The sequence below is a fragment of the Streptomyces sp. NPDC086989 genome, from assembly GCF_044745505.1.
In the GTDB taxonomy this organism is placed as follows: domain Bacteria; phylum Actinomycetota; class Actinomycetes; order Streptomycetales; family Streptomycetaceae; genus Streptomyces.
Window position 1 is genome coordinate 698,640 of record NZ_JBIVAL010000001.1, and the last position, 24,356, is coordinate 722,995.

Annotated in this window: 23 protein-coding genes, 2 tRNA genes and 1 pseudogene; 12 read left to right on the forward strand and 14 right to left on the reverse strand. The window is 73.2% G+C overall.

Annotated features, from left to right (window positions below; translation table 11 throughout):
• Nucleotides 1–101: 101 nt before the first annotated feature.
• The 4 genes from ACIPK4_RS03245 to ACIPK4_RS03260 all read right to left on the reverse strand — a co-directional run bounded on the left by ACIPK4_RS03245 (nucleotide 102) and on the right by ACIPK4_RS03260 (nucleotide 3,399).
• Nucleotides 102–401: a hypothetical protein gene (locus tag ACIPK4_RS03245; protein ID WP_402308932.1), complete on the reverse strand. Its 300-nt coding sequence runs from the start codon at nucleotides 399–401 to the stop codon at nucleotides 102–104.
• Between the two features lie 95 nt (nucleotides 402–496).
• Nucleotides 497–1,174, reverse strand: a complete 678-nt coding sequence (locus ACIPK4_RS03250) for an NADPH-dependent F420 reductase (RefSeq protein ID WP_402308933.1) — start codon at nucleotides 1,172–1,174, stop codon at nucleotides 497–499.
• Nucleotides 1,175–1,301: 127 nt separating this feature from the next.
• Entirely contained in the window at nucleotides 1,302–2,684 is a 1,383-nt protein-coding gene (locus tag ACIPK4_RS03255; protein ID WP_402308934.1) for a sensor histidine kinase, read from the reverse strand.
• Between the two features lie 25 nt (nucleotides 2,685–2,709).
• Nucleotides 2,710–3,399, reverse strand: a complete 690-nt coding sequence (locus tag ACIPK4_RS03260; RefSeq protein WP_082410138.1) for a response regulator transcription factor — start codon at nucleotides 3,397–3,399, stop codon at nucleotides 2,710–2,712.
• A gap of 79 nt (nucleotides 3,400–3,478) precedes the next feature.
• On the opposite strand from ACIPK4_RS03260, the gene ACIPK4_RS03265 reads away from it, so the two are divergent.
• Nucleotides 3,479–4,024, forward strand: a complete 546-nt coding sequence (locus ACIPK4_RS03265; protein ID WP_402308936.1) for a hypothetical protein — start codon at nucleotides 3,479–3,481, stop codon at nucleotides 4,022–4,024.
• Between the two features lie 145 nt (nucleotides 4,025–4,169).
• Here ACIPK4_RS03265 and ACIPK4_RS03270 read toward each other — a convergent pair whose 3' ends face one another.
• On the reverse strand, nucleotides 4,170–5,048 hold the full coding sequence (locus ACIPK4_RS03270; RefSeq protein ID WP_402308938.1) for a spermidine synthase: 879 nt from the start codon (nucleotides 5,046–5,048) through the stop codon (nucleotides 4,170–4,172).
• A 17-nt stretch (nucleotides 5,049–5,065) separates the two neighbouring features.
• Nucleotides 5,066–5,584, reverse strand: coding sequence for a hypothetical protein (locus ACIPK4_RS03275; protein ID WP_402308940.1), 519 nt, complete (start codon nucleotides 5,582–5,584; stop codon nucleotides 5,066–5,068).
• Nucleotides 5,585–5,862: 278 nt separating this feature from the next.
• On the opposite strand from ACIPK4_RS03275, the gene ACIPK4_RS03280 reads away from it, so the two are divergent.
• Nucleotides 5,863–7,158 carry a tetratricopeptide repeat protein gene (locus tag ACIPK4_RS03280; protein WP_402308942.1) on the forward strand — a complete coding sequence of 432 codons (1,296 nt, stop codon included), beginning with the start codon at nucleotides 5,863–5,865 and terminating at the stop codon, nucleotides 7,156–7,158.
• 159 nt (nucleotides 7,159–7,317) lie between these two features.
• On the opposite strand, the gene ACIPK4_RS03285 is transcribed toward ACIPK4_RS03280, so the two are convergent.
• A complete protein-coding gene (locus ACIPK4_RS03285) occupies nucleotides 7,318–7,914 on the reverse strand; it encodes a histidine phosphatase family protein (protein WP_054220764.1) in 597 nt (198 codons plus the stop codon).
• Between the two features lie 135 nt (nucleotides 7,915–8,049).
• Between ACIPK4_RS03285 and ACIPK4_RS03290 the strand changes: the two genes are divergently transcribed.
• From ACIPK4_RS03290 to ACIPK4_RS03325, 8 genes and pseudogenes are all read left to right on the forward strand, one after another.
• Complete coding sequence (locus ACIPK4_RS03290; RefSeq protein ID WP_402308944.1) at nucleotides 8,050–8,886, forward strand: phosphatase PAP2 family protein; 837 nt, start codon at nucleotides 8,050–8,052, stop codon at nucleotides 8,884–8,886.
• On the forward strand, nucleotides 8,825–9,970 hold the full coding sequence (locus ACIPK4_RS03295) for a hypothetical protein (protein ID WP_107095808.1): 1,146 nt from the start codon (nucleotides 8,825–8,827) through the stop codon (nucleotides 9,968–9,970). Before ACIPK4_RS03290 ends, ACIPK4_RS03295 begins: the two co-directional genes overlap by 62 nt.
• Nucleotides 9,958–11,532 carry a hypothetical protein gene (locus ACIPK4_RS03300; RefSeq protein ID WP_402308947.1) on the forward strand — a complete coding sequence of 525 codons (1,575 nt, stop codon included), beginning with the start codon at nucleotides 9,958–9,960 and terminating at the stop codon, nucleotides 11,530–11,532. The genes ACIPK4_RS03295 and ACIPK4_RS03300 overlap by 13 nt, the downstream gene beginning before the upstream one ends.
• Nucleotides 11,529–12,863 (forward strand): AAA domain-containing protein, encoded by a 1,335-nt coding sequence (locus tag ACIPK4_RS03305; RefSeq protein ID WP_402308948.1) that lies wholly within the window; start codon nucleotides 11,529–11,531, stop codon nucleotides 12,861–12,863. The genes ACIPK4_RS03300 and ACIPK4_RS03305 overlap by 4 nt, the downstream gene beginning before the upstream one ends.
• Before the next feature lie 92 nt (nucleotides 12,864–12,955).
• On the forward strand, nucleotides 12,956–13,339 hold the full coding sequence (locus tag ACIPK4_RS03310) for a hypothetical protein (RefSeq protein ID WP_402308950.1): 384 nt from the start codon (nucleotides 12,956–12,958) through the stop codon (nucleotides 13,337–13,339).
• A gap of 149 nt (nucleotides 13,340–13,488) precedes the next feature.
• A complete protein-coding gene (locus ACIPK4_RS03315; RefSeq protein ID WP_054220759.1) occupies nucleotides 13,489–13,839 on the forward strand; it encodes a hypothetical protein in 351 nt (116 codons plus the stop codon).
• A 152-nt stretch (nucleotides 13,840–13,991) separates the two neighbouring features.
• Nucleotides 13,992–14,598: pseudogene (locus tag ACIPK4_RS03320) on the forward strand (bifunctional DNA primase/polymerase).
• Nucleotides 14,589–14,662, forward strand: a tRNA-Lys gene (locus ACIPK4_RS03325). Before ACIPK4_RS03320 ends, ACIPK4_RS03325 begins: the two are co-directional and overlap by 10 nt.
• 59 nt (nucleotides 14,663–14,721) lie before the next feature.
• Here ACIPK4_RS03325 and ACIPK4_RS03330 read toward each other — a convergent pair.
• Nucleotides 14,722–15,915, reverse strand: a complete 1,194-nt coding sequence (locus tag ACIPK4_RS03330; RefSeq protein ID WP_082410136.1) for a M6 family metalloprotease domain-containing protein — start codon at nucleotides 15,913–15,915, stop codon at nucleotides 14,722–14,724.
• Between the two features lie 388 nt (nucleotides 15,916–16,303).
• Here ACIPK4_RS03330 and ACIPK4_RS03335 point away from each other — a divergent pair, with 388 nt between their 5' ends.
• A complete protein-coding gene (locus ACIPK4_RS03335) occupies nucleotides 16,304–18,133 on the forward strand; it encodes a putative bifunctional diguanylate cyclase/phosphodiesterase (RefSeq protein WP_402308952.1) in 1,830 nt (609 codons plus the stop codon).
• A gap of 86 nt (nucleotides 18,134–18,219) precedes the next feature.
• Here the strand turns inward: ACIPK4_RS03335 and ACIPK4_RS03340 are convergent, their stop codons facing one another.
• The 5 genes from ACIPK4_RS03340 to ACIPK4_RS03360 all read right to left on the reverse strand — a co-directional run bounded on the left by ACIPK4_RS03340 (nucleotide 18,220) and on the right by ACIPK4_RS03360 (nucleotide 23,121).
• Entirely contained in the window at nucleotides 18,220–18,480 is a 261-nt protein-coding gene (locus ACIPK4_RS03340; protein ID WP_402308954.1) for a DUF397 domain-containing protein, read from the reverse strand.
• Nucleotides 18,440–19,288, reverse strand: a complete 849-nt coding sequence (locus ACIPK4_RS03345; RefSeq protein ID WP_402308955.1) for a helix-turn-helix transcriptional regulator — start codon at nucleotides 19,286–19,288, stop codon at nucleotides 18,440–18,442. The genes ACIPK4_RS03340 and ACIPK4_RS03345 overlap by 41 nt, the downstream gene beginning before the upstream one ends.
• 160 nt (nucleotides 19,289–19,448) lie before the next feature.
• Nucleotides 19,449–21,143, reverse strand: coding sequence for a glycosyl hydrolase family 18 protein (locus ACIPK4_RS03350; protein WP_402308957.1), 1,695 nt, complete (start codon nucleotides 21,141–21,143; stop codon nucleotides 19,449–19,451).
• Nucleotides 21,144–21,440: 297 nt separating this feature from the next.
• Nucleotides 21,441–21,758: a hypothetical protein gene (locus ACIPK4_RS03355; protein ID WP_402308959.1), complete on the reverse strand. Its 318-nt coding sequence runs from the start codon at nucleotides 21,756–21,758 to the stop codon at nucleotides 21,441–21,443.
• Nucleotides 21,759–21,987: 229 nt separating this feature from the next.
• Complete coding sequence (locus tag ACIPK4_RS03360; RefSeq protein WP_402308960.1) at nucleotides 21,988–23,121, reverse strand: LLM class flavin-dependent oxidoreductase; 1,134 nt, start codon at nucleotides 23,119–23,121, stop codon at nucleotides 21,988–21,990.
• 231 nt (nucleotides 23,122–23,352) lie between these two features.
• Here ACIPK4_RS03360 and ACIPK4_RS03365 point away from each other — a divergent pair, with 231 nt between their 5' ends.
• Complete coding sequence (locus ACIPK4_RS03365; protein WP_402308962.1) at nucleotides 23,353–24,111, forward strand: IclR family transcriptional regulator; 759 nt, start codon at nucleotides 23,353–23,355, stop codon at nucleotides 24,109–24,111.
• A 112-nt stretch (nucleotides 24,112–24,223) separates the two neighbouring features.
• Here ACIPK4_RS03365 and ACIPK4_RS03370 read toward each other — a convergent pair.
• Nucleotides 24,224–24,297 (reverse strand) — tRNA-Lys (locus ACIPK4_RS03370).
• Nucleotides 24,298–24,356: the final 59 nt, after the last annotated feature.

Below are 24,356 nucleotides of genomic sequence, written 5' to 3' on the forward strand. Positions count from 1 at the left end.
GCCGGCGCGTACGGCCATCGGGCCGCGTTCGCCGTGGCGTGCGCGGCGGCGGCCGCCTCCGCGCTGCTCGCGTGGGCGGCCGCCGGCCGGGGGTCGCGTTCTCAGCCGGGTGAACCGGACATCCCCGCGAGCCCCTTCGCCAGTCCTGCCGCGTCCATCACCGGAGCCACCTCCACCTCCGCGTTCTGCTCGAACAGGTCCTCCAGCAGCGGCGGGAGGTCCGAACTGTCCTGAAGGTCGAAGACGATCCAGCAGGACCGGACGCCCTCGTGGAGACCGAAGTAGGCGGCTTCGGGCTTGACCGTGTCCATGAGCTTCTTCACGGCGTGCGGGAGGGCACCGGTCTTGACGGCCTCGTTGGTGGCGACCGTGTCCATGTGGGCCCTGAGCATGACCTTCATGCCTGACTCCTTCCGTCAGGGCCCACATTCGGCGCGGCCCCGGGGACCGGCAACATCTCGGCGTCCATCCGGGACGGACGGCGGCGGACGGGCCCTCAGCCGGTCTGCGGCGGCGCGCTCTGGATGTGGAAGTTGAAGTCCGTGTGGCCGAGGGCGCCCATCAGGCGCAGCCAGATGGGCAGGAGCATCTCGGTGCCGCGGGCCGTCTCGATGCCGCCGAGGTCGATCACGCTCGCCTCCGGCCAGCCGAAGGAGTACAGCAGTTCGCGTACGGACTTCTTGGCGTCGGCGTCGTCACCCGAAAGGAAGACGGTGTGCTCGCCAGGCACCCGGGCCGGATCGACCATGATCTGGCAGTTCATCGTGTTCAGCGTCTTGACCACCCGCAGCCGTGGGAACGTCCGCTGGAGCAGCTCGCCGAGGCTGTCGTCGTCGACCGGGTCGAGGGTGGGCGGGAACCCGTGCGAGAAGTCCAGCGGGTTGGCGATGTCGATCAGCACCTTGCCGTCGAGGTGTTCGGCGTCCGCCTCTTTCAGGGCGGTCACGCTGACCTGCCCGCCGGTGGCGTTGACCAGGACGTCGCCGTGGCGTGCGGCATCCGCGAAGGAGGCGAGGCCGACCTGCGGGTGGGCCCGCTGCCATTCGGCGTACTCGGTACGGGCGAGGGTCGCCCCGGTGTCCCGGGTGCCGATCACCACCTCGTGGCCGAGGGAGGCGAGGCGGGCGGCGACCGTGCGGCCGACGATCCCGGTGCCGAGGACTGCGTAGCGCATGACCGGTTCCATTCCGTTCGGGGGAAGGAGCGAAGAACAACCCAGCACCCCGTACGGTATGCCGCCCGGCGCCGCCGCACGGCCAAGGCCCGTGCGTCGGCCGGGAATTCACCACCGTGCCGGCCTGTCAGCCGCGGCGTTTGCGGCGGCCCCGGCGCGTCCGTACGCCGTCCGCCCCGCCCCGCGCCCGGCCGTCCAGGGCGATCCACACCCTGACCTCGGTCCCGCCCAGCATCGACCGGCCGATCCGGACGTCCCCGCCCGTCGACTCCGCGACGCGGCGCACGATGTCCAGGCCGAGGCCCGTCGAGCCGTCCCGCCCGCCGTCGTTGCCGCGCCGCAGCGCCGCGTCCGGGTCGGCGATCCCGGGGCCCGCGTCCGAGACGAGCACGATGACCGCGTCCCCCGCGTCGTGGACGTCCACGGCGAACGGGGTGCCCTCCGGGGTGTGCCGGAACACGTTGCCCAGCAGGGCGTCGAGGGCGGCCGCGAGCTCCGGACGGGCGACCGGGAGCCGTACCGTACGGTCCACCCCCGCGAGCCGCACCTCGCGGCCCTCGTCCTCCGCCAGCGCCGACCAGAACGCCATCCGGTCGCGGATCACCTCGGAGGCGTCGCAGCCCGCCCCGGCCCCGCCCGCGGCAGACGCGGGGGCGCGCTGTTCGCGGGCCGTACGGATGATCGTGTCGACCTCCCGTTCCAGCTGCTCGACCGCGGCCCGGGTCTGTTCCGCGGCCGGCCCGTCGCCGAGCGAGGCCGCGTTGAGCCGCAGCACCGTCAGCGGCGTCCGCAGCCGGTGCGAGAGGTCGGCGGCCAGCTCCCGCTCGTTGGCCAGGAGTTCCACCACCTGGTCCGCCATCGAGTTGAACGCGACGGCCGCCGAGCGGAGTTCCTTCGGCCCGGCCTCCTGCACGCGCGCCCCCAGCCGGCCCTCCCCCAGCTGGTGCGCGGCGTCCGCGAGCCGCTCCGCCGGCCGGACCAGCCGGGCGCCGAGCCGGTCGGCGACCGCCACCGAGCCCACGATCAGCGCCAGGCCCACGCCCGCGAGGACCACCCAGGCCGTCGCGACGCCGTTGCTGACCTCGCTCTCGGGTACGAAGATCTCCACGACGGCGATGTCCCCCGACCCGAGCGCGGTCGGCTGGAGCAGCGCCGAGCCCCCGCCGGCCAGCGGGGCCGTCATCGCCCGGCCCATCCTCCGGGTCTCCTCCACGGCGTGCGCCCCGGCCCGGCCGGTGCCGATGTCCACCGGCGCGTCGCCGCCGACCGCCGGGACGTGGACCGCCATCCGCCGGGCCGCGCCCGTCTGCGTGGACTCCACGGCCTTGCGCAGCTGTACCGGGTCGGTGGTGATGGACAGGGTCGGCCCGATGGTGGCGGCCTGCCGCTCGGCGTTGGAGAAGGCGCGGTCGCTGGCCATCTCCTGGACGACCAGCCCGAGCGGTACGGCAAAGGCCACGACCACCATGGCCGTGACCGCGAGGCACACCTTGACCAGCGCCCACCTCATCGCACGCTCACCGTGCCCGGCGCGCTCACAGCGGTGGCTCCAGCTTGACGCCGACCCCCCGGAGCGTGTGCAGGTAGCGGGGGTTGGCCGCCGTCTCACCCAGCTTGCGGCGAAGCCACGACAGGTGCACGTCGATGGTCTGGTCGTCCCCGTACGACTGCTGCCACACCTCGGCGAGCAGCTCGCGCCGGGCCACGACCACCCCGGGGCGTCCGGCGAGGAAGGCCAGCAGGTCGAACTCCCGCCGGGTCAGGTCCAGCGCGACGCCGTCCAGCTCGGCCTGCCGCCGCAGCGGGTCGATGGCGAGGCCGCCCACGCGCAGGACGCGCGAGGGCGGTTCGGCCCCGGCGGCCGCGCGGGCGCGGCGCAGGACGGCGGCCATCCGGGCGGAGAGGTGCTCCACGGAGAACGGCTTGGTCAGGTAGTCGTCGGCGCCGTCGTTGAGGAGCCGGACGATCTCGGCCTCGTCGTCGCGGGCGGTGGCGATGATCACCGGCACGTCGGTGATGCCGCGCAGCATCTTCAGGGCCTCCGACCCGTCGAGGTCGGGCAGCCCGAGGTCGAGGATGACCACGTCGAACCGGTGGTGGGCGACCTCGCGCAACGCCTCCAGGGCCGTACCGACGCTGCGCACGGTGTGCGAGGCCTCGGTCAGGTGCCGGATCAGGGCCGAACGTACGAACTGGTCGTCCTCGACCACGAGCACACTTGCCATGGGCGGCACCGTAGTCCATTCGGGGGACCCGGCGGGGTGTCGGTCCGCCTCCCGGACGGGTGGTGCAGTATGTGCCCTGATGCACCGAGGACTTGTTCATGCTCTCGCCTGGACGCTGGCGACCGGGGCGGCGGTGACGCTGTCCTGGTGGGGCGTGCACTCGGTCATGTCCGGAACCGCCTACGATCCGCCGCTGGCGGTGCCGTTGACGACGCGGCCGCTGTCCTCCTCGACGCACGGCGCGACGGCGTCGCCGGATCCGGCCTCGGCTTCCGCTTCGCCGTCCCCGTCCGACTCCCCGTCGGGTTCGCCGTCCGCCGCGGCCTCCCCGGCGAAGCCGTCGCCGAAGGCGGCCCCGCCGGGCCCGAGCCCGGACGGGCAGCGGGGCGACGGCGAGGATGCCGGCAGCGTGAAGGCCTACCCGGTCAACGGTGGCCGGGTGGTCTTCGACCTCGGGACGTCGTCGGCCGAGCTGGTGTCGGCGACGCCGGACGCCGGCTGGCAGATGCAGGTGTGGAAGCAGCCGTACTGGATCCGGGTCACCTTCACGAGGGCGGGCCGGGAGATGTCGGTCTTCTGCACCTGGAACGGCCACCCGCCGATGGTGGAGACGTACGAGGGCTAGGCCGTCGTCCGGAGCCGTCGTCCGGAGCCGTCGTCGGGATCAGGGCGGCCCCGCCCGGGGCGCTCACGGCGAGGCCTGCCCGCCTCCGCGGTGGTCGGAGCGCCAGGTCGTCCGAACGAGGGCGGGTCGCGGCGGGGCCCCGCGCTCAGCGGAAGACCGACGGCGGGGGCTCCGGCGAGGCCACCGCCGAGGCGTCCGCGACGGGGGCCGCGCCGCCCGCGAAATCGGCGAGGCCGCGGCCGTGCTCGACCCGGCCGGGGTGCGGGTCGCTCGCCACCCGGCGGGTGAACTCGGCGACGGGCAGCTCCCGGTCGGCGGCCACCAGCACCGCATTGCCGAATCGTTTCCCCCGCCACACCACCGGGTCGGCGGCCAGCGCCAGGTGCGCGAAGCGGGATGCGGCGGTCGCGATCTGGCCCTTCAGGTGCGCGAGCGGCGGGCCGTCCGCGAGGTTGGCCACGTACCACCCGCCGGGCGCGAGGGCCCGCCGTACGTCGTCCAGGAACTCGGCGCTGGTCAGGTGCGCCGGGGTGCGCGCGCCGCTGAACACGTCGGCGATCACCAGGTCGGCCCAGCCGTCCGGGACCTTGGCCAGGCCGGCCCGCGCGTCCACCGCCCGGACCCGGACCCGCGCCTGCGGGTCCAGCGGCAGGTGTTCCCGTACGAAGGCCACCAGGGCGGCGTCGATCTCCACGACCTGCTGGGTCGAGCGGGGGCGGGCGGCGGCCGTGTAGCGCGCGAGGGTGAAGGCGCCCCCGCCCAGGTGCACCACGTTCAGCGGCTGCCGGGCGGGCGCGACGAGGTCGATGAGGTGGCCGATCCTCCGCTGGTAGGCGAAGTCCAGGTACTGCGGATCGCCGAGGTCCACGTGCGACTGCGGGGCTCCGTCGATCAGCAGCGTCCAGCCGTCCGCGCGCTCCCGGTCGGGAACCAGCTCCGCCGTGCCGCCGTCCACCTGCCCGACGACCGCCTCGGAGTTCCCGCGCCCGCGCTGCCTGCTGCTGCCCTTGCCCTTGCCTGCCACCCCACCATTGTCGCCGGTCAGCGACAGTTGTCCGCGGCCTCGATCAGGCGGGCGGCCTCGCCGAGCGCGGCCCGCAGCACCTCCGGGTCGGTGACCGGACCGACGGCGTCCGGGGGGAGCAGCCAGCCGGTGTCCCCGGCGGTGGGCGACACGTCGAAGCGCATGCCGCGCCCGTTGGTCTGGGTGCAGGCGCTGCCCGGCATGTCCCAGGCGTCGGCGGTGCCGGGCGGGACGAGGAAGCCGAGGGTGTCGCCGGACCCGTCGTGCAGCACCGGGCCGACCCCGCCGGCCGGGCTCGCGGCGCGGCGGATGATGTCCACGGCCTCCAGGCCCTGCCGGGCGGGCACGGTCACCAGGTCCGGCGCGTCGGCCGGGGCGCTCGTCACGCTCGTCACGGCGACGGCGGCCGGAGCGACGGCGACGGCTGGGACGGCCGGGACGGCCGCGGTGGCCACGACGACCGCGGTGGCCACGACGGCCGGGACGGGGGACACGCCCGAAGACACGGGCGCGGTGTTCATTCCAGTGCTCTCCATGCCGCCCTCCACCAAGGGAACCCCTCCTGCTTCGCGTACGAGCGGGGCGGGAGGAGCCACCTCACACCCCGCATGGGCTCAACGCGCCAAAACGTCAACGGGTGCGGCGGCAAGACGCTGCAAAGGATGGCAGTTCATGGCGGATCGTGGGTGAGATATCCCTTTTGTAGCCAAACACCGCATCAACGGGCCCCCTCCGGCGGTACGTTCATGCGCGCCGGGCCCGGACCGTGTCCCGCGGAACCGGCGGTGCGTCCCTTGCCAGAGAGGCCACGTCCATGGCGGCGTTCCCGCACTCACCCAATCAGACGTTCCGGCGACTGCGCGGCCGGCACTCCCCGGCCGAGTTCGCGGCCATGGTGCGCCGGGCCGCCAAGGAGATCGGAGAAACGGTTTCCTGCGACGCCCGCTACATCGGCCGGGTCGAGTCCGGCGAGATCCGCTGCCCCAACTACGCCTACGAGCGGGTCTTCCTGCACATGTTCCCCGGCCGGACCCTGGCCGACCTCGGCTTCTCCCCGCGCGAGGCGGTCCGCGGCCGGTCCGCGCAGCGCACCGCCCCCTTCACCCTCAAGGAGAGCGACGTGCTGCGTCGCGCGTTCATGGCGGGCGGTTCCGCGACCGTGGCGGCCGCGACGATCGGCCTCACCCTGCTCGGCGACACCCGTCGGCCGCCCTCCCGGGCCGGCGAGTCCGAGGCGGCGGCGGTCGAGGAGGCCGTACGCCAGATCCGGCTGCTGGACGACCGGCACGGGGCCGACGCCCTCTACCGCAAGGCCGCCGAACCCCTGCGCGCCGCCTACGCGCTGCTGGACGCCGGGGCCACCCGGCAGTCCACCGAGGACCGGCTGCACGCGGGCGCCGGCGAACTGGCCATCTCCGTCGGCTGGCTGGCCCACGACTCCGGCCGCTTCGACGACGCCCGCTCGCACTACGCGGAGGCACTGGCGACGGCCCGGGTCTCGGGTGACGCGGCCCTGGAGGCGCACGCCTTCAGCAACATGGCCTTCCTGGCCCGGGACTGCGGCCGGCCCCGGGAATCGGTACGGGCGGCCCAGGCGGGCCGCCGCGCCGCCCGCTCCCTCGGTTCCCCGCGGCTCCTGTCGCTGCTCGCGCTGCGGGAGGCGGGCGGCTGGGCGGGCCTTGCCGACCGCCGGGCCTGCGAGGAGGCGCTGACCCGGGCGCACACGGAGTTCTCGCGCGGCGAGAGCGCCGCGGACCCGGAGTGGATGTCCTTCTTCGGCGAAGCCGAGCTGGAATCGCTGGAGTCACGGTGCTGGGCGGCCCTCGGCGAGCACGCCCGCGCGGCCCGGCACGCCCGCCGCGCGGCGGACCTGCAGGATCCGCACTTCGCCCGGAACGTGGCCCTCTACACCGCCGAGCTGGCCGACGACCTGGCCCGTGCGGGCGCCCCGGACGAGGCGGCCTGGGCCGGCGGGCGGGTCCTGGACCTGCTCACCGAGGTCCAGTCCACGCGGATCCGGTCCATGCTCTCGGGCACGGCCCGCGCCCTGGTCCCGCACCAGCGCAGCCCCCGCGTGGGGGCCTTCCTCGCCCGCCACGCCTCGACCTGACCCGCCGCGACCCACCCGGCCCACCCGGCCGCGCCGCTCCGACGCGGCCGGGCCCGTACGGGTCTTCGGCCGCGCCGCTCCGACGCGGCCGGGCCGTACGGGACTTCGGGCGCGCCGCTCCGACGCGGCCGGGCCCGCAGGGGACTTCGGGCCGGGCGGTCAGAGGTCCAGGTGGCCCGTGTCGTTCCAGCGCTCCAGCGCGGGGGCCCCGTACGCCCAGCCCAGGACCGAGAGGGACGTGGGCTCCAGGCGGATGCGCGCGCCGAAGGAGGCCTCCAGGCCGAGCCAGCGGGCGGCCAGGGTGCGCAGGACGTGGCCGTGGGCGAAGACCAGGACGTCGTGCTCGGCCGAACGGGCCCAGGAGACGACCTCGTCGGCGCGGGCCGCGACGTCGGCCACCGACTCGCCGCCCGGGACGCCGTCGCGCCAGATCAGCCAGCCCGGGCGGATCGCCTGGATCTCCGCCGGGGTCATGCCCTCGTAGTCGCCGTAGTCCCACTCCATCAGCGCGTCCCACGGCTCCGCCCGGGCACCGAAGCCCGCGAGGTCGCAGCTCTCGCTCGCACGGACCAGGGGGCTGGTGCGCACCTCCACGCCGGGCAGCCCGTTCCACGGGGCGCGGGCCAGCCGCTCGCCGAGCAGCTTCGCGCCCCGCCTGCCCTCCTCCAGCATGGGCACGTCCGTGCGTCCGGTGTGCTTGCCGAGCTGGGACCACGCCGTCTGGCCGTGGCGGGCCAGGAGGATGCGGGGGGCCATAGGAAATACTCCCGGTGCGAAGGGTTCGTACGGTTCATGCGGGTTCGTACATGTTCGGGCGAATGCGTCGTCCGTACATCATCCATCACATGAACACCGGGCAACCCACCCAGTCGCACAAGCGTCCTACACCGTATGACTGATCGGCAGAAGCCCACCCGGTGGTGGGCCGAACTGCTGCTCCTGGGACTCGTCTACGGCGCGTACACCGGTGGCAGACTCCTCGCCCGCGGTGACGTGCACCTCGCCACCGGCCACGGACTCGCGATCCTCCGGACCGAGGAGCTGCTGGGGATCGACTTCGAACACCCCCTCAACCGGCTCTTCTCCCATCAGGGGCTGCTCGGGATACCCGCCGACTTCGTCTACGCCTCCCTGCACTACCTCGCAACCCCGGCGGTGCTGGTCTGGCTGTACCTGTGCCGGCCGGGGCACTACCGCAGCGCCCGTACCTGGCTGGTGGTCTCCACCCTCCTCGGGCTCGTCGGCTTCACCCTGATGCCCACGTGCCCGCCCCGGCTGCTGGACCCCGCGTACGGGTTCACCGACACGATGGCCCAGTACAGCGGCTACGGCTGGTGGGGCGCCGAGGCCAGCGCCCCGCGCGGGCTCGGGGGCCTGACCAACCAGTACGCGGCCATGCCGAGCCTGCACGTCGGCTGGGCGCTGTGGTGCGGGGTCCTGCTGTGGCGTTACGGGCGCCGCCCGCTGCTGCGGGGACTCGGCATCGCCTATCCGGCCCTCACCGCGCTCGTGGTCATGGGCACCGCCAACCACTACTTCCTGGACGCGGCCGCCGGGGTCGCCGTGACGGCCGCCGGGTACGCGATCGCGCGCCGGCTGCCCGGCCGAGCAGCCGGTTTTCGCGGTACGACCACGATTGTCAGTGGCGGATGGGACACTTCCGCCCGTGAGCTCCTACCCGCCCAGCGGCCCGCCTCCGACGACGACACTGCGGCAGCGGCTCGCTGACCTGCGCGGCCCCGCCGTGCCGCCCCGTCCCCTCGACGCCCGTGCGCTGGCGGCGCTCGCCGCCAACCCCGGCTGCGGCAGACGCACCCTGCTCGACGGAGCCGGCGTGGACAAGACGGCCCTGGCCGCGGCCCTGGGCTCGCCCGCCCCGTTCGGCCAGTCGCAGTTCGCCATCGCCCGCGGGAACTCCTTCGAGGCCAGGGTCAAGGGCGACGGCGGAGCCGTCCTGCTGGAACTGGTCCACCGGCACCTGGGCGCCGGGGCGGAACCGCCCGGCCCGGACGCCCGCGTCCCCGACCTGACCGCCGCCGGGCCGGAGGGCCGCGCCGCCCGCACGGCCCTCGCGCTGCGCGAGGCGACCGCCGCCGCGGCCGCCTCCGGCGCCTGGACCCTGCTGGACCACCCGATGCTGGCCCTGGAGGTGGCCGGCTCCCCCGCCTACCTGGAGCCGGACGCCGTCGTGGTGCACCCCGACGGCCGCTGGACCGTCGTGGAGATCAAGTCGTTCCCGATGATCGACGGGGCCGCCGACGCCGCGAAGGTGGGCGCCGCCGCCCGGCAGGCCGCCGTGTACGTCCTGGCCCTGGAGAGGACCGCCGGAAAGCTGGCCTCCGCCGTGGTCGGGCACACCGTGCTGCTCGTCTGCCCGAAGGACTTCTCCAACCTGCCCGCCGCCGCGCCCGTCGACGTCCGCCGCGAGCGGGCCGTGACCCGGCGCAGGCTGGAGCGGCTGACGCGGGTCGAGGAACTGGCCGCGGCCCTGCCCGAGGGGCTCGGCTTCGACCCCTCGCTGCCCGCCGAGGAGCTGACCGCCGCGGTGTCGGCGGTCGCGGCCGCCTACGCCCCCGAGTGCCTGGCCGCCTGCGAGCTCGCCTTCCACTGCCGCGAGCGGGCCCGCGCCGCCGACGAGGTGACCGCACTGGGGCGCTCCGTACGGGGGGAGCTCGGAGCGCTCACCACCGTCGGGGAGGCCCTCGCGGCCGCTTCCGGCGGCGGTGGCCCCGACGACCCCGCCGCGGCCGCGCTGCACCGGGCGGCGCGGCTGCGCGCCGAGGCCCTGGAGGCCGCCGCATGTCCCTCCTGAACACCCTCGCGCGCCTCCAGGCCGTCCGGACGGGCCGGGCCGAGGCGCTGGCGACCGTACGGCACCGGCATCTGAGCGAGCGCCCGTTGGTCCTCGTACCGCTGACGACGGCGGGCGAGGCGGGGGCCCCGCTCGGCGTGCTGGTCGGCACGGACCCGGCGGAGCCGCGGCTGCTGGTGGTGCCGCAGCCGCGCGACCGGGACCTGCGCTGGAGGTTCCTGGCGGACCTCGCGGAGACGGTCCTGCCCTACGTGGACGCGTACGCGGACGACGTCGAGTACGTCGAGCGGACCGAGACCGACCCGGAGACCGGCGCGAAGAGCAAGGTCGCCGCCGAGCTGTGCCTGGACGCGCCGCAGCTGATCGTGCCGAGTCGGGCCGGCATCGAGTACGTACGCCTCCTGGGCCGGTCGATGCGGTTCCGGCGGACGGCGGAGGAGGATCCGGAGAATCCGTACCCGGTGCCCACGCGGGTCCCGCTGCTGGGCCGCTGGTTCACGCACCTCGGCGAGCGCTCCCGGGTCCCCGGGGCCTCGATGCTGCTGGCCGCGACGGAGCTGCTCTCACGGCACTGGGCCACCGGGCAGAGCAGTCTGGAGGACCAGCACCTGGGCGCCCTGCTGTCGTGGATAGCGCCGCCCGAGGGGGAAACGGGGGCGGCGGCCGCGCTGCGCGCCGAACTGGGCCGCGACCGCGACGGGCAGCTGCTGGTCCCGCCCGCCGGACCGGCCACCGACCCGGCCTTCGACAACAAACTGCTCGCCCCGGCGATGGCCCGCTACGACGCGGCGCGCACCGACGGCGACCCGCGGGCCGTGGCGCGCGCCGAGGCGGCCGTGCGCGAGCTCGTCGCGGAGCAGATGCGGCCCACCTGGCGGGCCGTGTGGCAGTCGCTGGAGCTGCTGCGCGCGCTGGAGCCCGGGGAGCGGGCCGAGGAGCGCTGGACCCGGGACCGCTGGTCGTACACCGGCCACCGGGACCGGGTCCGGGCGGGCGAGCCGCCGCAGCCGCGCCGCGACGACGCGGTGACGGCGGCGCAGAAGCTGGCGACGCGGGAGACCGAGCAGGTGCGCCTCGACGCCCAGGAGGCGCTGGACGACCCGCTGGTGATGGCGGGCCGGCGGCTGGCGGGCGAGGCCTTCGCGGGCGAGGTCACCGAGGTCGTGATGGAGTGGACGGAGTCGAAGCGGCCGAGTCCGCGCCCGCTGGTGACGGTGGCGACGGAGGACCGTCCGCAGCTCGCGGAGGGCGGCGGCAAGGTGTTCCGGTCGCTGGAGGGGCGCCCGCAGGCCGCGCAGTTCGTCCGCTTCGATGAGGACGGGCGGCTGGTGCTGCGGCTGCTGGACAAGATGGGCCGCGGCCGGGAGCCGGAGCCGGGCTCGGTGCCGGAGAAGGGCGACCGGGTCTGCTGGACGCTGTTCGAGCACGACGCGCGCGGCGGCCCGAAGCTGCCGGACCCGGAGCGGACGCCGTGGACGCACGGCGGACCCCCGGCATCGTCGACCGCCACCGCGCCGCCCGACACCGCGCCCGACCCCGTGACCGCCGAGGACATCCTGTGAGCACCGCATTCGACCCGGGCGCGGCCGCCGCCGAGGCGACCGCCGCCATCCTGCGCGACACCCTGCACGGGAGCGAGCGGGGCGTGGTCGTCGACTCCCCTCCGGGGGCCGGCAAGTCCACGCTCGTGGTGCGGGCCGCCCGGGAACTGGCCGCGGCCGGGCGCCGGCTGATGGTGGTCGCGCAGACCAACGCGCAGGTCGACGACCTGGTGCTGCGGCTCGCGGACAAGGATCCGGAGCTGAAGGTCGGCCGGCTGCACAGCAGCGACGGCGACGCGTACGACCCGGCGCTGCGGGAGCTCCCGTCGGTCACGCTCTCGGCCAAGCCGGGGGACCTCGCGGAGCTGCCGATCACCATCTCGACGGCGGCGAAGTGGGCGTACGTGAAGGACACGGAGCCCTGGGAGCACGCCATCGTCGACGAGGCGTACCAGATGCGCTCGGACGCGCTGCTGGCCGTGGCGGGGCTGTTCGAGCGCGCGCTGTTCGTGGGCGACCCGGGGCAGTTGGACCCGTTCAGCGTGGTCGGCGCAGAGCAGTGGGCGGGCCTTTCGTACGACCCGTCGGCCAGCGCCGTCAGCACCCTCCTCGCCCACAACCCGCAACTGCCGCAGCACCGGCTGCCGGTGTCCTGGCGGCTCCCGGCGACGGCCGCGCCGCTGGTCTCCCGCGCGTTCTACCCGTACACGCAGTTCCGCAGCGGTACGGGCCCCGGTGAGCGGCGGCTGTCGTACGGGGTCGCGGGCGACGGCTCGGGTCCGGACCGGGTGCTGGACGAGGCCGCCGAGGCGGGCTGGGGCCTGCTGGAGCTGCCCGCGCGGCACACCCCGCGCACCGACCCGGAGGCGGTCCGGGCGGTGGCCCTGGTGGTCCGCCGCGCGCTGGACCGGGGGGCGGTGACGACGGACGAGCAGTCCGCCGCCCCGGCCCCGCTGACCGCGGACCGGATCGCGGTCGGCACCGCGCACCGGGACCAGGCGTCGGCCGTCCGCGCCGCCCTGGCGGACCTGGGCGTCACCGGGGTCACCGTGGACACCGCGAACCGGCTCCAAGGGCGGGAGTACGACCTCACGGTGGTGCTGCACCCGCTGTCGGGCCGCCCGGACGCGACGGCGTTCCACCTGGAGACGGGCCGTCTGTGCGTGCTGGCCTCGCGGCACCGGCACGCCTGCGTGGTCGTGGCCCGGGCGGGCATCGCCCAGCTGCTGGACGACCATCCGTCCACGGAACCGGTCCAGTTGGGCGTGACGGTGAAGTTCCCGGACGGCTGGGAGGCCAACCACTCGGTCCTGGCCCACCTCGCGGAGCACCGGGTGGCCTGGCGGCCGTAGCCGCGGGAGCGGGGGCCGCGGAGGCCCCGGGGCGCGTCGCGGCCCCGCGCGCCGCCCGGGGGTGGCCGCCCGACCCCGGCTAGCGTCGGGCCATGGCCATCCTGGACAAGATCTACTACGTCGACCGCTCCGACGTCCTGCCCGGTCGGCTCGACGACGCGAAGGCCGCGATGCGCGATCTGGCGGCCTTCGTCGACGTGGTCGAACCGCAGCTGCTCGCCTACCACTTCTACGTCGACGAGCCGACGGCCACCATGACCCTGGTGGCGGTCCACCCCGACGCGGCGTCGCTGGAGCTCCACATGGAGCTGGGCGGGCCGAAGTTCCGCGCCTTCGTCCCCCTGATCCGCATGCGCTCCATCGACGTGTACGGGAGCGTCGGCCCTTCCCTGCACGACCGGCTGCGCGCCAAGGCCGCTCTCCTCGGCGGCGCCACCGTCACGATCCACTCCCGGATCGCCGGCTTCACGCGCTGACCGGCCTGCGCGCAGCACCGCGCAGGACCGCCCGGGACCGCCCAGGACCGCCGAAGAGCCCGCCACGACCGGGGAGTGGCGCTCTTGCGCGACGTTGGACAATGGAGGGTGGCCCGGAAGGATCCCGAACGCGCACCAGGAGGACAGGCATGGCAGAGCCCGAGCGGACGACCGAGCGGAAGCCGCGGCCCGCGCCGCTGCTCTTCGAGCCCTCGGAGGCCGCCACGGACCCGGAGCACTTCTTCGACCTGGAGTCGATCGAGGATCCGCGCGAGCTGCTGGCCCGCGCCACCGAGCTGACGCTCGCCTTCCGGGCGGCGCAGGAGCGGGCGGTGGAGTTCCAGGCGCTGGCCGCCGCGCAGCTCGCCGATCCCCGCCGGTTCGACCGGCTGCCGGCGGCGGAGATCGCCGCGCGGGCGGAGTGGACCGAGGACTACGCGTACAAGATGATCGAGTTCGGCGAATCCCTCCGGCGCGAGGCGGGCCCGGAAAGCGCATAGGCCCGGCTCGGCCGCACCCGGCGGCCCCCTCGGATGCGACGGATCTCACACCTGGCATATGCGGGGCGCAACATAGCCCATCACCCCCCACCCTGTCCGGATTTTCCGTAACTCCCGGAAACCGATTCGCTACGCCGGGTAGACCGGTCCGTATGACGACGCTGACGACGGCACCCGCCTGCCCCACCCTCGACGCACGCACCGCCACCCACGTCACCCCCCAGGGCGCCGCCTGGCTCGCCTCCGCGTCCGCGCACCCGCACCGCACCCTGGAGCTCTGGGAGGCCCGGGCCACCGCGCCGGCCGTGCTGCCCTGCGGGACCGCCTTCGACGTCGTCAGCGTCCCGGTCGTCCTCGGGCGCCGCATGCTCGACCTGCTCTGGGCCGAGGGCCCCGGCTCCGGGCCCGTCGCCGTGCACCGGGGACGGATGCTGCTGTTCGCCGCGACCGGGACCGCGCACCGCCTGCCCGCGCTGCTCGCGTGGGTGGGGGACCCTCCGACGCAGTCAGGGGGAGAGTGGGGCAGTTCCGTTCCCGCGCCGCTGTGCCACGGCCACGGTGACGCCGTCACCGTGCCGCCGCTGGCCGCCACCCCCGGCCCGTCCCGCTGGCTCGTCGCCCCCGACACCCGCACCCCCTGGCTGCCGGGACCGGAGGCGCTCCTGTGGGCGTACGTCCGCGCCGCCCGAGCTGCGGATATCGATTTTTCCTTCCGGCCATCTCCCTGCTAATGTCTTCCTCGTCAGCAAGCGCCGCTAGCTCAGTTGGTTAGAGCAGCTGACTCTTAATCAGCGGGTCCGGGGTTCGAGTCCCTGGCGGCGCACAGACGGAAGAAGGCCTCCACGCAAGTGGGGGCCTTCTTCGTCGTGCCGCACCGCCGCACTAGGTCGTGATCTTGACCGTGTACGCGCCCGACGGTGTGCGGTCCGCCACTTCGATCCTGATCCGCTCCCCCGGCACCGTGAACGCCTCGCCCACCTCCAGCGGCGCGTCCGCGAGCGGCGGGTACACCGAGCGGTCCCAGCACGCCTCCGTGCCCGGATGCCCGTCGAGGACCTCGATCGGCCCGCCGCCCGACGCGGCCTCGTTGCGCACCCGGTAGACCAGGACGCCCTCGGTGCAGGTGTCCCCGTCGTTGCCGGCGGAGCCCCGCGCCTCGACCGCGATCGCACTGCCGGTTCCGGTGCGGATCACCGCGAGCCGGGTCCCGCCCGTCGCACCCGGCGCCGGGGCCTGGGCCAGCGGCAGCAGGGTGTGCAGCGAGGAGCCCGACTGCACGCAGTCCACCTGCGAGGCGTCCAGCCAGCCGAGCTTCCACTTGTGCCAGGCGAACAGGTCCGGCGCCATGCCGAACTGGCTGCCCATGACGTCCCAGTCGCCGACGTACGTGTCCCAGTCGCCCTTGCCGTCCGTCGGCCGGTGGTAGAGGTCGGGCAGGTCGAAAACGTGGCCGGTCTCGTGCGCCAGTACGTTGCGGTCCGGGGGGTGCCGCTCGAAGACGGTCACGATCCGCCGCAGGTCCTTCCCGTCCGCCCTGATCGGACGGTCGAAGTTGACGACCTTGGTGGCGTCCGAGTCCACGCCGGGCGCGTCCGGGTCGGCGATGAAGTACACGATGTCGTACTGCGAGAAGTCCACCTCGCGGTCGGCGGCCGCAACCGCGTCCCGCAGGTACGCCGCCCGGTCCTCGGCGGCCCAGTCACGCTGTATCCCGTACGCCGTGGACGGCTTCGGCATCCGGATCCACTGCTTCTGCGGGTGCGGGACCAGCCGGAACCTCCCGTAGGAGGCCCGCTCGAAGAAGTCGCTGGTCGCGGGGAAGTAGTCGCCGGTCAGCTGGTCCGTCGTCAGCGTGGTGCCGTGATCGGGGAAGGAGAGGAAGACCATGACCGCGTTGAGGGTGCGCACGGGCCTGGGATAGGCGCGGTTCCAGGTGTCCAGGCCGAGGGAGTGGTGGGCCGACGTGCGGGTCAGGGCGCACGGGGCGGCCCCCGGATCGGCGACCGCGGGACCCGCGACGAGGGACATGGCGGCGAGCGCCGTCATGGAGGTGAGCGCGGCCGCCGTGCTTCTCATCGGGGAGCGTTCCACTCCCCCGGGTGTCTGCTGTCGCCGCACATCGACCTCCGGTGGTGGATTCGTACCATCTCGTCCCACCCTGAGGGGATTGTCTTACTAATGCCCTGTTCCGGTGCCCCACACGAGTGAGCACTACGGCAAGCCGGTGACCCGCGGGGTTCACCCACATGCCTACAGAACGTCACGACCGATCACAGGAGATCAACAGCAGGCTTCCGCTGCTCAGAGCTGTGCAGAAACGATCGCGCGGTACGTGATCGAGGAGGCGTCAGCACGCCGAAGTCCCGTGCCCCGCACGGCGACGCCGCTGGATAGGGCCGTACGGTGCCTCTATGATCGGCACACTTTCCTGCACGGACACTCACGAGCACTGCGGGAGCCAACGGTGAGCGGAACCTCAGAGGGAACCGGTTCGGCGGCCGGCAGCATCCGATCGGACATTACGGAGCGTCACCAAGCCGTGCCGGACACGCCGCCGAAGCCCACCCGCACCGAGTCCGAACTGCGCGACTACCGGGCCGCCTTCAACGCGGCCCACCTCGCCATGGCCGTCGTCGACCGGTCCGGCCACGTCGTCGCCGCCAACGCTGCCCTGGCCGGGCTGCTGGGCACCGAGCCGCACGCGCTCGTCGAACAGGCCGCGGCCGACCTGGTCGACCTGGGCGCCGAGGCCCGCACCTGGCAGGCCTACCAGGAGGTGCTCCGCGGCCGGCAGGCCCGACTGCGCTGCACCCGCCGGCTCAAACACCCCGACGGGCACTCGCTGTGGACCGAGGTCACCCTCGGGCCCGTGCCCGGCACCCGGGACGTCCTGCTGTCCGTGGCCGACATCAGCGACCGCCGCGACCTCCAGGCCCGGCTGCGCCACCTCCAGATGCACGACCCGGTGACCAGGCTGCCCAACCGGGCGCTGTTCTTCGAGCGGCTCTCCGCCGCCCTGGAGGCCTCCTCGTACGAGCAGGGCGGCACCGGGCGGATCGGCCTGTGCTACCTCGACCTCGACGGGTTCAAGGCGGTCAACGACACCCTCGGCCACCGGGTCGGCGACCGGCTGCTGACCGCCGTCGCGGCCCGGCTGACGCAGTGCGCCGACCAGTCCGGCTACGGGCGCACCGGCGGGCACCTGGTGGCCCGGCTCGGCGGCGACGAGTTCGCCCTGCTGGTCGAGGACTCCACCGGCACCGAAGAGCTCGCCGACCTGGCGCGCAGCGTCCTGGACGCCGTACAGGAGCCGTTCGACCTGGCCGGGCAGCGGCTGTCGGTCTCGGCGTCGATCGGCGTGGTGGAGCGGCCCACGGACGGGACCTCGGCGACCGGGCTGATGCAGGCCGCGGACACGACCCTGTACTGGGCGAAGGCGGACGGCAAGGCGCGCTGGACGCTGTTCGACCCGGAGCGCAACGCGCACCGGATGACCCGCCAGGCGCTCAGCTCGACCCTGCGGCCGGCGGTGGAGCGGGGCGAGTTCGAGCTGGAGTACCAGCCGCTCGTGGACCTCGAGAGCGGCGCGGTGCGCGGAGTGGAGGCCCTGGTCCGCTGGAACCACCCCCAGTTCGGCACGCTGACGCCGAATCGGTTCATCGGGATCGCCGAAGAGGACGGCTCCATCGTCCAGTTGGGGCGGTGGGTGCTGCGGACCGCCTGCCGGCAGGCACGGCGCTGGCAGATCGAGCAGCCGAGCGACTCCCCGGTCTTCGTCTCCGTCAACGTGGCGGTGCGGCAGGTGTGGGACTCCGATCTGGTCGGAGACGTGGCGGAGATCCTGGCCGAGACCGGGCTGGCCCCGCAGCTGCTGCAGCTGGAGCTGACCGAGTCGGCGGTGATGGGTTCCGCGGGACGCCCGCTCCAGGCGCTCCAGGCGCTGAGCGACATGGGGGTGCGGATCGCCATCGACGACTTCGGCACCGGCTATTCGAACCTGGCGTACCTGAGCCGGCTTCCGGTGTCCGTGCTGAAGCTGGACGGCTCCTTCGTCCACGGGTTCCGCTACGACGAGGGCGCCCACCCGAACCCGGCCGACGAGACCATCGTCGAGGCCCTGGTGCAGCTCGCGCACCGGCTGGGCCTGACGGTGACGGCGGAGTGCGTGGAAACGGCCGGTCAGGCGGCCCGGCTGCGCCGCGTCGGCTGCGACACCGGCCAGGGGTGGCTGTACTCGCGCGCGGTGGCCCCGGAGCGGATCGCCGAGATGATCGGCACCTGCCCCGGGGCGTGACCCTGCGGGGCGGCGCGGGGGCCGCTGCGCGGTGCCGTCTCCCCGCCCCGCCCTTTCTCCGTTTCCCCGGGCTCCGCCCGGACCCCTCAGAGGCTGCGCACGAAGGCGGCGAAGGCCGCGGGGGCGACGGTGAAGGCGGGGCCTTCGGGGTCCTTGGAGTCCCGGACGGCGACACCGCAGGGCTGAGTGGCCACCTCGACGCAATCACCGCCGGTCCCGCCGCTGTACGAGGCCTTGCGCCAGGCGGCGCCGCCGAGGGGGGCGCACTCGACGCAGTCGCCGCCGGTCCCGCCGCTGTAGCTGGACTTACGCCACAGCACGCCCGTCAGGTTCTGAATGGTCCCCATAACGTTCCTCTCGTACGCGGGCGATCAACGCGGCCGAGGCCTCCACGGAGAGCGCCGCTGCCTGCAGATGATCGTAGCGATGCGCACAGTCGCTGGCCGTTTCCGGATTTGCCGTCACGTGGGCCGACCCGTAGCTCTCGGCATAGACGAGGTCCGGGTCTCCCTCAAACCGGAGAACGTTGAACGCCCCAACCGTGGCGGGGTGTTGTCCGACGCTGAACGGGAGGATCTGGATCCGCACCTCGCGCCGGTCTTGGAACTCCAGCAGGCGGCTCAGCTGCTCACGCATTATCTCGCGGCTGCCGAAGGGACGGTGCAGTACTGCCTCGTCTAGGACCACCCAGACGAGCGGCGGGCGCTCTCTGTCCAGGATGCGCTGACGCTCCAGCCTCGCGGCCACCGCCTCATCGAGCTTCTCCCCCCACCCTGCCTTGAGGACCGCCCGCGCGTACGCCTCCGTCTGAAGCAGTCCGTAGACCAGCTGCGGCTGGAACGACGAGATGTGCGTTGCCCTGGCTTCCATCTCCGCATAGGCCTGGAACCAGCTCGGCAACTGGCTCCGCAGGACCAGCCCCACCAGACGTGAGAACACCCCGCCGGTCCCCAGCGCCGCGTCCACCCGCTCCGAGAAGTCCCGGGTCGGTACCCGCTTACCGTTCTCGATCATGCCGATCAGGGAACCCGTGCAGAAGATGACTCCGCCCAGCTGCGCCTGCTTGAGGCCGGCTTCCTCTCTCAGCCGGCGGAGCTCGTAGCTGTAGTAGTCCAGCGGCGAGGCGCTGGGATCGATGTCGCGGGCCTGGACCATGAGATGGCACCCCCAAGCGGAAAACAAGCGTGTGGCCGAGCGTAGCGAGGCCGCCACGCAGCGGTGTCCGGAATCCGGGAACCATGTGACACACCTCCGCCCCGCACCGGGGGAACCGGGTGCGGGGCGCAGGCATCGCTCGGCGCGGGGTGGGGGGAGATCAGCAGGCGCCGAGGTCCTTCCAGACACCCCACTCACCCGTGGTGCCCGGGGTCTCGTTCTGCGTCCACCACTGGGCCTTGTACTTGCGGCCGTTGTAGGAGACCTCCTGGCCACCGGTGTAGACCGTGCCCGCGACGTACGCCGGGGTCGAGCCGCAGCCCGTGGTGGGCGGCGTGGTCGGCGGAGTCGTCGGGGGCGTGGTCGGCGGGGTGGTCGGAGGCGTGGTGGGCGGGGTCGTCGGGGGCTGCGTGGTGCCGCCGAGGGCGTCCGAGATCTGGTTCAGCAGCGTCGTGTTGTTGTCCAGGCCGAGCAGGGAGTACATCATCGCCCCGGCCAGGCCGCGCTGCTTGCCGTAGTCGACCCGGGCCTGGATGGACTTCTGGTTCAGGCCGGTGAAGAACTCGCCGTCCTTGTAGAAGTACGAGGCCTTGGCCTGGTCGTCCCAGAAGGTGGCCGACGGGTTGTCGACGATCCCGCCGAGCTCCTTGTAGTTGGCGATGCCGGCCTGCTGGCTGCTGGGCCGGGCGCCGGAGGCGCCGGTCGCGGGCTGGGCGAGGCCGCCCGCCGTGCCGGCGGGGACGCCCTTCCAGCCGCGGTAGTAGAACTCGTAGCCCAGCGTCAGCTTGTTGGCGGGGAAGCCGCCGGCGATGCCGTAGGCGGGCTTGCCGTCGATCCAGGAGTCGATGGCGTTGTCGATGCTGTACTTCTCGGTGCCCGGGGCGATCGGGTCGGTCGGGTCGTTGGTGCCGGAGTACAGCGGGGACTGGTGGTACGTCGGCCCGTCGCCGTCCCAGGCGCCGTGCATGTCGTACGTCATGATGTTCGCGTAGTCGAGGTACGCGCCGATCTTGTCCGTCTCGATGTACTTGATCTTGTCCTGGCCGGCCGGGAGGGCCGAGGTCAGCAGGTACTTCTTGCCGCCGTTGGCCGCGCCGTAGGCGTCGAGCTGCTCGCGGAACTCCTTGAGCAGGAGCGTGAAGTTCTGCTTGTCCTCGGGGGCGTAGTGGTTGCCGAGGTGGCCGCCGGAGGAGCCGGGGTACTCCCAGTCGATGTCGATGCCGTCGAAGATGCCGGCCGCGCTGCCCGGGCCGCCGTAGCCACCCTCGACCGGGAGGTTGCCCTTGATGTACTGGTCGATGCAGGAGGACACCAGCTTCTTGCGGGAGGCGTCGGTCTTGGCCGCGTCGCTGAAGTACTTCGAGTAGGTCCAGCCGCCGATCGAGATGTTGATCTTCAGGTTCGGGTACTTGGCCTTCAGCTGCTTGAACTGGTTGAAGACGCCGACGATCGGCTGGTCCCACTTGTCGGCGACCCCGCTGACGCTGTCCGCCGCGCTGAAGGACTTCTGGTAGTCGGCGTACGAGTCGCCCGCGCCGTCACCGGCGTTGGGGTTGTTGTCGTCGCCCGCCGCCTTGTTCGCCTCGAAACAGGTGAGGTTGGTGGGGTGGATGTTGCCGAACGAGTAGTTGATGATGTCCAGTTTGCCCGCTATGCCGCGGGTGTCGAGGTGCTTGGGGTAGAAGGCGTTCCCGTACACGCTCCACTGGTCGTAATAGGCGATCTTGACGTTGCCGCCACCGGCGGCGGCCGCGTCGGCGGCCTGTGCGGTGCCGAGCCCCGCGAAGCCGGCCAGCGCTCCGGCTGCCAGCGCGGCCGTGGCGGCGGCCGCGATGAGGGGTTTACGGATGTGCATGAACTGCCTCCGGGGGGATGGGAGGGGGAAGCAAGAGGTTCGGGTGTGAGAAGTGATAGCGATCACCCGAGGCCCGAGTCAATGGTTTGGACCAAAGAAGGACTAGACCACTTGGCGGGGAAATCCCCTTGTCAGAGGCTTGAGCGCACATACGGAACCGCTCGCCACCCCGGGTGACGAGCGGTTTAAGGGTGCCTTAGGCCACACTCCCGCAAGGTTGCGGCAACAAACCAGCAGAACTCCGTTCGCCTGCGATCCATCACCTCGCGGGCGTACCGGGCCGGCGCCGCCGCCGGGTCAGACCGACCAGCGCTCGCGCATCGTCTGCACCTCGCCCTTGGAGTCGAGCGTGATCTCGTAGACGTTGCCGTAGCAGGAGTAGGGCTGCTTGACGACGTTGTAGTCCTCGCGCAGGCAGCCGTCGATGTGCTTCGACAGCTCCTCCCGGTTCACCGCCTGGAACCTGCCCGGGCCGGTGGCCAGTTCGCCCTTGACCCCGGCGGGCAGCTTGTAGCCCTTGGGCTCGCCCTCGCCGTGGTAGATCCAGTCGTTGGACGTGCACTTGGGCTGGGCGTCCATGGCCTCGAAGACCCCGATGTCGCGGTGCGGGCCCACCTGGACGATCTTGACGCCGGCGGGCGGCGTCGGCGGCTTGCCGGCAGTCGTTCCCGCCGCCGCCCGACCCGGCGGGGTCGGTCTCGGAGGCGCCTGCGGACGCGGACGGCTTCGCCACCGAGGACGGGCCGGAGGAGGATCCGCCGGCGGCGTCCTCCTGCGGTCCGCACGCGGCCAGGCAACCGGACGCCCCGGCCCTGGACTCACCCCGCTCCGGGCGCCGGGCGGGTCACGCCGCGGTGGCCGCGCCCGGCGCCCGGACCGGCATTCCGTACGCGTCCGCCACGAGTCCGTACGAGCGCACCCGCGCCGCCCCGCTGTGTGCGTTGGAGGTCAGCATCAACTCGTCGGCGCCCGTGCGCTTCACCAGGGCGTCGAGCCCGGTGCGGACCTCGTCGGGCGTGCCGTGGACGACGTTGGCGAGCCAGCCGTCCACGAACTCCCGCTCCAACGGCGAGAACTGGTGACTTGCCGCCTCCTCGGGCGTCGGGATCAGTCCGGGCCGGCCGCTGCGCAGCCGCAGCATCGACAGCGCCCCCGTGAGCACCTGGGCGCGGGCCTGCTCGTCGGTGTCGGCGGCGAGCGCCGAGACCCCGATCACCGCGTACGGGGCGTCCAGCACGGCGGAGGGCCGGAACGTCTGCCGGTAGAGCTCCAGCGCGGGCAGGGTGCCGGCCGCCGAGAAGTGGTGGGCGTACGCGAAGGGCAGACCGAGCTCGGCGGCGAGGCGGGCGCTGAACCCGGAGGAGCCGAGCAGCCACAGCGGGGGCCGCCCGGCGGGGCCCTGCACGGGACCGGGCACCGCGTGCACGCGGGCGTAGGGGTGCCCGTCGGGGAAGTCGTCGTCGAGGAAGCGGGTGAGCTCCACGAGCTGCCGGGGGAACTCCTCCGCGGCCTCGTCGAGGCGCCCCGGCCCGCGCAGCGCCGCGGCCGTGCGGCCGTCGGTGCCGGGGGCCCGGCCGAGTCCGAGGTCGATCCGGCCCGGGGCGAGCGCCTCCAGGGTGCCGAACTGCTCGGCGATCGCGAGCGGGGCGTGGTTGGGCAGCATGACCCCGCCCGAGCCGAGCCGGATACGGGAGGTGTGGGCGGCGAGGTGGGCCAGGATCACCGCCGGGGAGGAGCTGGCCACCCCGGGCATCGAGTGGTGCTCGGCGACCCAGTGGCGGTGGTACCCGCGGGACTCGGCGAGGCGGGCGATGTCGACGCTCGTGCGCAGGGAGTCGCGGGCGGTGCTGCCGCTGCCGACCGTGACGAGGTCCAGCACCGAGAGCGGCACCGGCGCGTGGCCACGGGCCTCACCCCGGATCCGGTCTCCGCGGCCGTCCCGGTCCGCACCCCGACCCGCGTCCCCGGTGTCACTCATAGTCGCTCCCGCCTCGCTTCGCTGTCCGTACGAAGAACTCGAACCATCGGCGGCGCACGGTCATTCCCGGCGCGCCCGGCGGGGCGGCCATGCCGGTGGCATATGCCAGAGGGGTAGACGCTGGCGAGGGGGCGTGATCGAGCCATCAATATCCCCAACAGGCGCTCCACGTGGGCCTCTTGATGGCTATCGTGGTAGGGCAAGCGGTAACAACCTGCTAGGGGGAAAACCGTGGCGCTGAAGCCCGAGCCGACCGCGCCGTTCCATTCGGTGCAGTACGCCCTGCGCGTACTCGAAACGATCGCCCGCCACACCGGCGGTGTGACCGACGTACAGATCGCGCGCGAGACCGGCCTGCCCGCGGCCCATCTCGCCCCCATGCTCCTCATGCTGCGCCGGGAGGGGTACGTGCTCCAGGTGTCGGACGGCGCCTACGCCATAGGCGACTCCCTGGTGCTGCTCGGCTCCGGCATAGACAGGCAGCAGGCGCTCCAGAACAAGCTCCAGGACACCCTGGACCGGCTCCGGGACTCGGTGGGCGCGGCGGTCTACATCAGCCGGTACGTGGACGGCGAGGTGAAGATCACGCAGTTCGCGGACAGCCCGCGCACCCCGAAGGTGCACGAGTGGGTCGACTTCCGCTCGGCGGCGCACGCCAGCGCGGTCGGCAAGTGCCTGCTGACGCAGCTCGACCAGAACGGGCGGCGCGACCACCTCTCGCGGCACAAGATCGCCCGGCTCACGTCGAAGACGATCGTGAACGAGCGGATCCTCTTCTCCAAGCTGGACAGCCAGCCGGCCACGGTTCCGGTGCTGGACCTCCAGGAGTACGCGGTGGGCACCGTCTGCGCCGCGGTACCGATCACCGCCGGGGCGTCGGTGGGCTGCCTGGCCCTGTCGATGCCGGTCGAGCACGCGCACCGGCTCCGGGCCGCCGCGGAGGCACTGAACCGGAAGGCCGCGCCACTGCTGCTGTCGCTCACGCTGTGAGCCACGGTCTTCCTGTGAGCCGCGTCCGCACGGGCCGAGAGGGCGAGGGTCCGAACGGGGCGGAAACACTTCGGGCGGTTCCCGGTGAACCGGAAACCGCCCGAAGTACAGGTGCGCCGCCAGGGACTCGAACCCCGGACCCGCTGATTAAGAGTCAGCTGCTCTAACCAACTGAGCTAGCGGCGCCTGACAGAGAAAATACTACCTGGTCCTCAGGGGTGCTCAAAACCAATGCCCGCGAGCTC

Bases quoted from the DNA above. Each gene is read 5' to 3' on its own strand.
- ACIPK4_RS03245 (WP_402308932.1), bottom strand. From the start codon at position 401: ATGAAGGTCATGCTCAGGGCCCACATGGACACGGTCGCCACCAACGAG.
- ACIPK4_RS03250 (WP_402308933.1), bottom strand. From the start codon at position 1,174: ATGCGCTACGCAGTCCTCGGCACCGGGATCGTCGGCCGCACGGTCGCC.
- ACIPK4_RS03255 (WP_402308934.1), bottom strand. From the start codon at position 2,684: ATGAGGTGGGCGCTGGTCAAGGTGTGCCTCGCGGTCACGGCCATGGTG.
- ACIPK4_RS03260 (WP_082410138.1), bottom strand. From the start codon at position 3,399: ATGGCAAGTGTGCTCGTGGTCGAGGACGACCAGTTCGTACGTTCGGCC.
- ACIPK4_RS03265 (WP_402308936.1), top strand. From the start codon at position 3,479: ATGCACCGAGGACTTGTTCATGCTCTCGCCTGGACGCTGGCGACCGGG.
- ACIPK4_RS03275 (WP_402308940.1), bottom strand. From the start codon at position 5,584: ATGGAGAGCACTGGAATGAACACCGCGCCCGTGTCTTCGGGCGTGTCC.
- ACIPK4_RS03280 (WP_402308942.1), top strand. From the start codon at position 5,863: ATGGCGGCGTTCCCGCACTCACCCAATCAGACGTTCCGGCGACTGCGC.
- ACIPK4_RS03285 (WP_054220764.1), bottom strand. From the start codon at position 7,914: ATGGCCCCCCGCATCCTCCTGGCCCGCCACGGCCAGACGGCGTGGTCC.
- ACIPK4_RS03290 (WP_402308944.1), top strand. From the start codon at position 8,050: ATGACTGATCGGCAGAAGCCCACCCGGTGGTGGGCCGAACTGCTGCTC.
- ACIPK4_RS03300 (WP_402308947.1), top strand. From the start codon at position 9,958: ATGTCCCTCCTGAACACCCTCGCGCGCCTCCAGGCCGTCCGGACGGGC.
- ACIPK4_RS03310 (WP_402308950.1), top strand. From the start codon at position 12,956: ATGGCCATCCTGGACAAGATCTACTACGTCGACCGCTCCGACGTCCTG.
- ACIPK4_RS03315 (WP_054220759.1), top strand. From the start codon at position 13,489: ATGGCAGAGCCCGAGCGGACGACCGAGCGGAAGCCGCGGCCCGCGCCG.
- ACIPK4_RS03330 (WP_082410136.1), bottom strand. From the start codon at position 15,915: ATGAGAAGCACGGCGGCCGCGCTCACCTCCATGACGGCGCTCGCCGCC.
- ACIPK4_RS03340 (WP_402308954.1), bottom strand. From the start codon at position 18,480: ATGGGGACCATTCAGAACCTGACGGGCGTGCTGTGGCGTAAGTCCAGC.
- ACIPK4_RS03345 (WP_402308955.1), bottom strand. From the start codon at position 19,288: ATGGTCCAGGCCCGCGACATCGATCCCAGCGCCTCGCCGCTGGACTAC.
- ACIPK4_RS03350 (WP_402308957.1), bottom strand. From the start codon at position 21,143: ATGCACATCCGTAAACCCCTCATCGCGGCCGCCGCCACGGCCGCGCTG.
- ACIPK4_RS03360 (WP_402308960.1), bottom strand. From the start codon at position 23,121: ATGAGTGACACCGGGGACGCGGGTCGGGGTGCGGACCGGGACGGCCGC.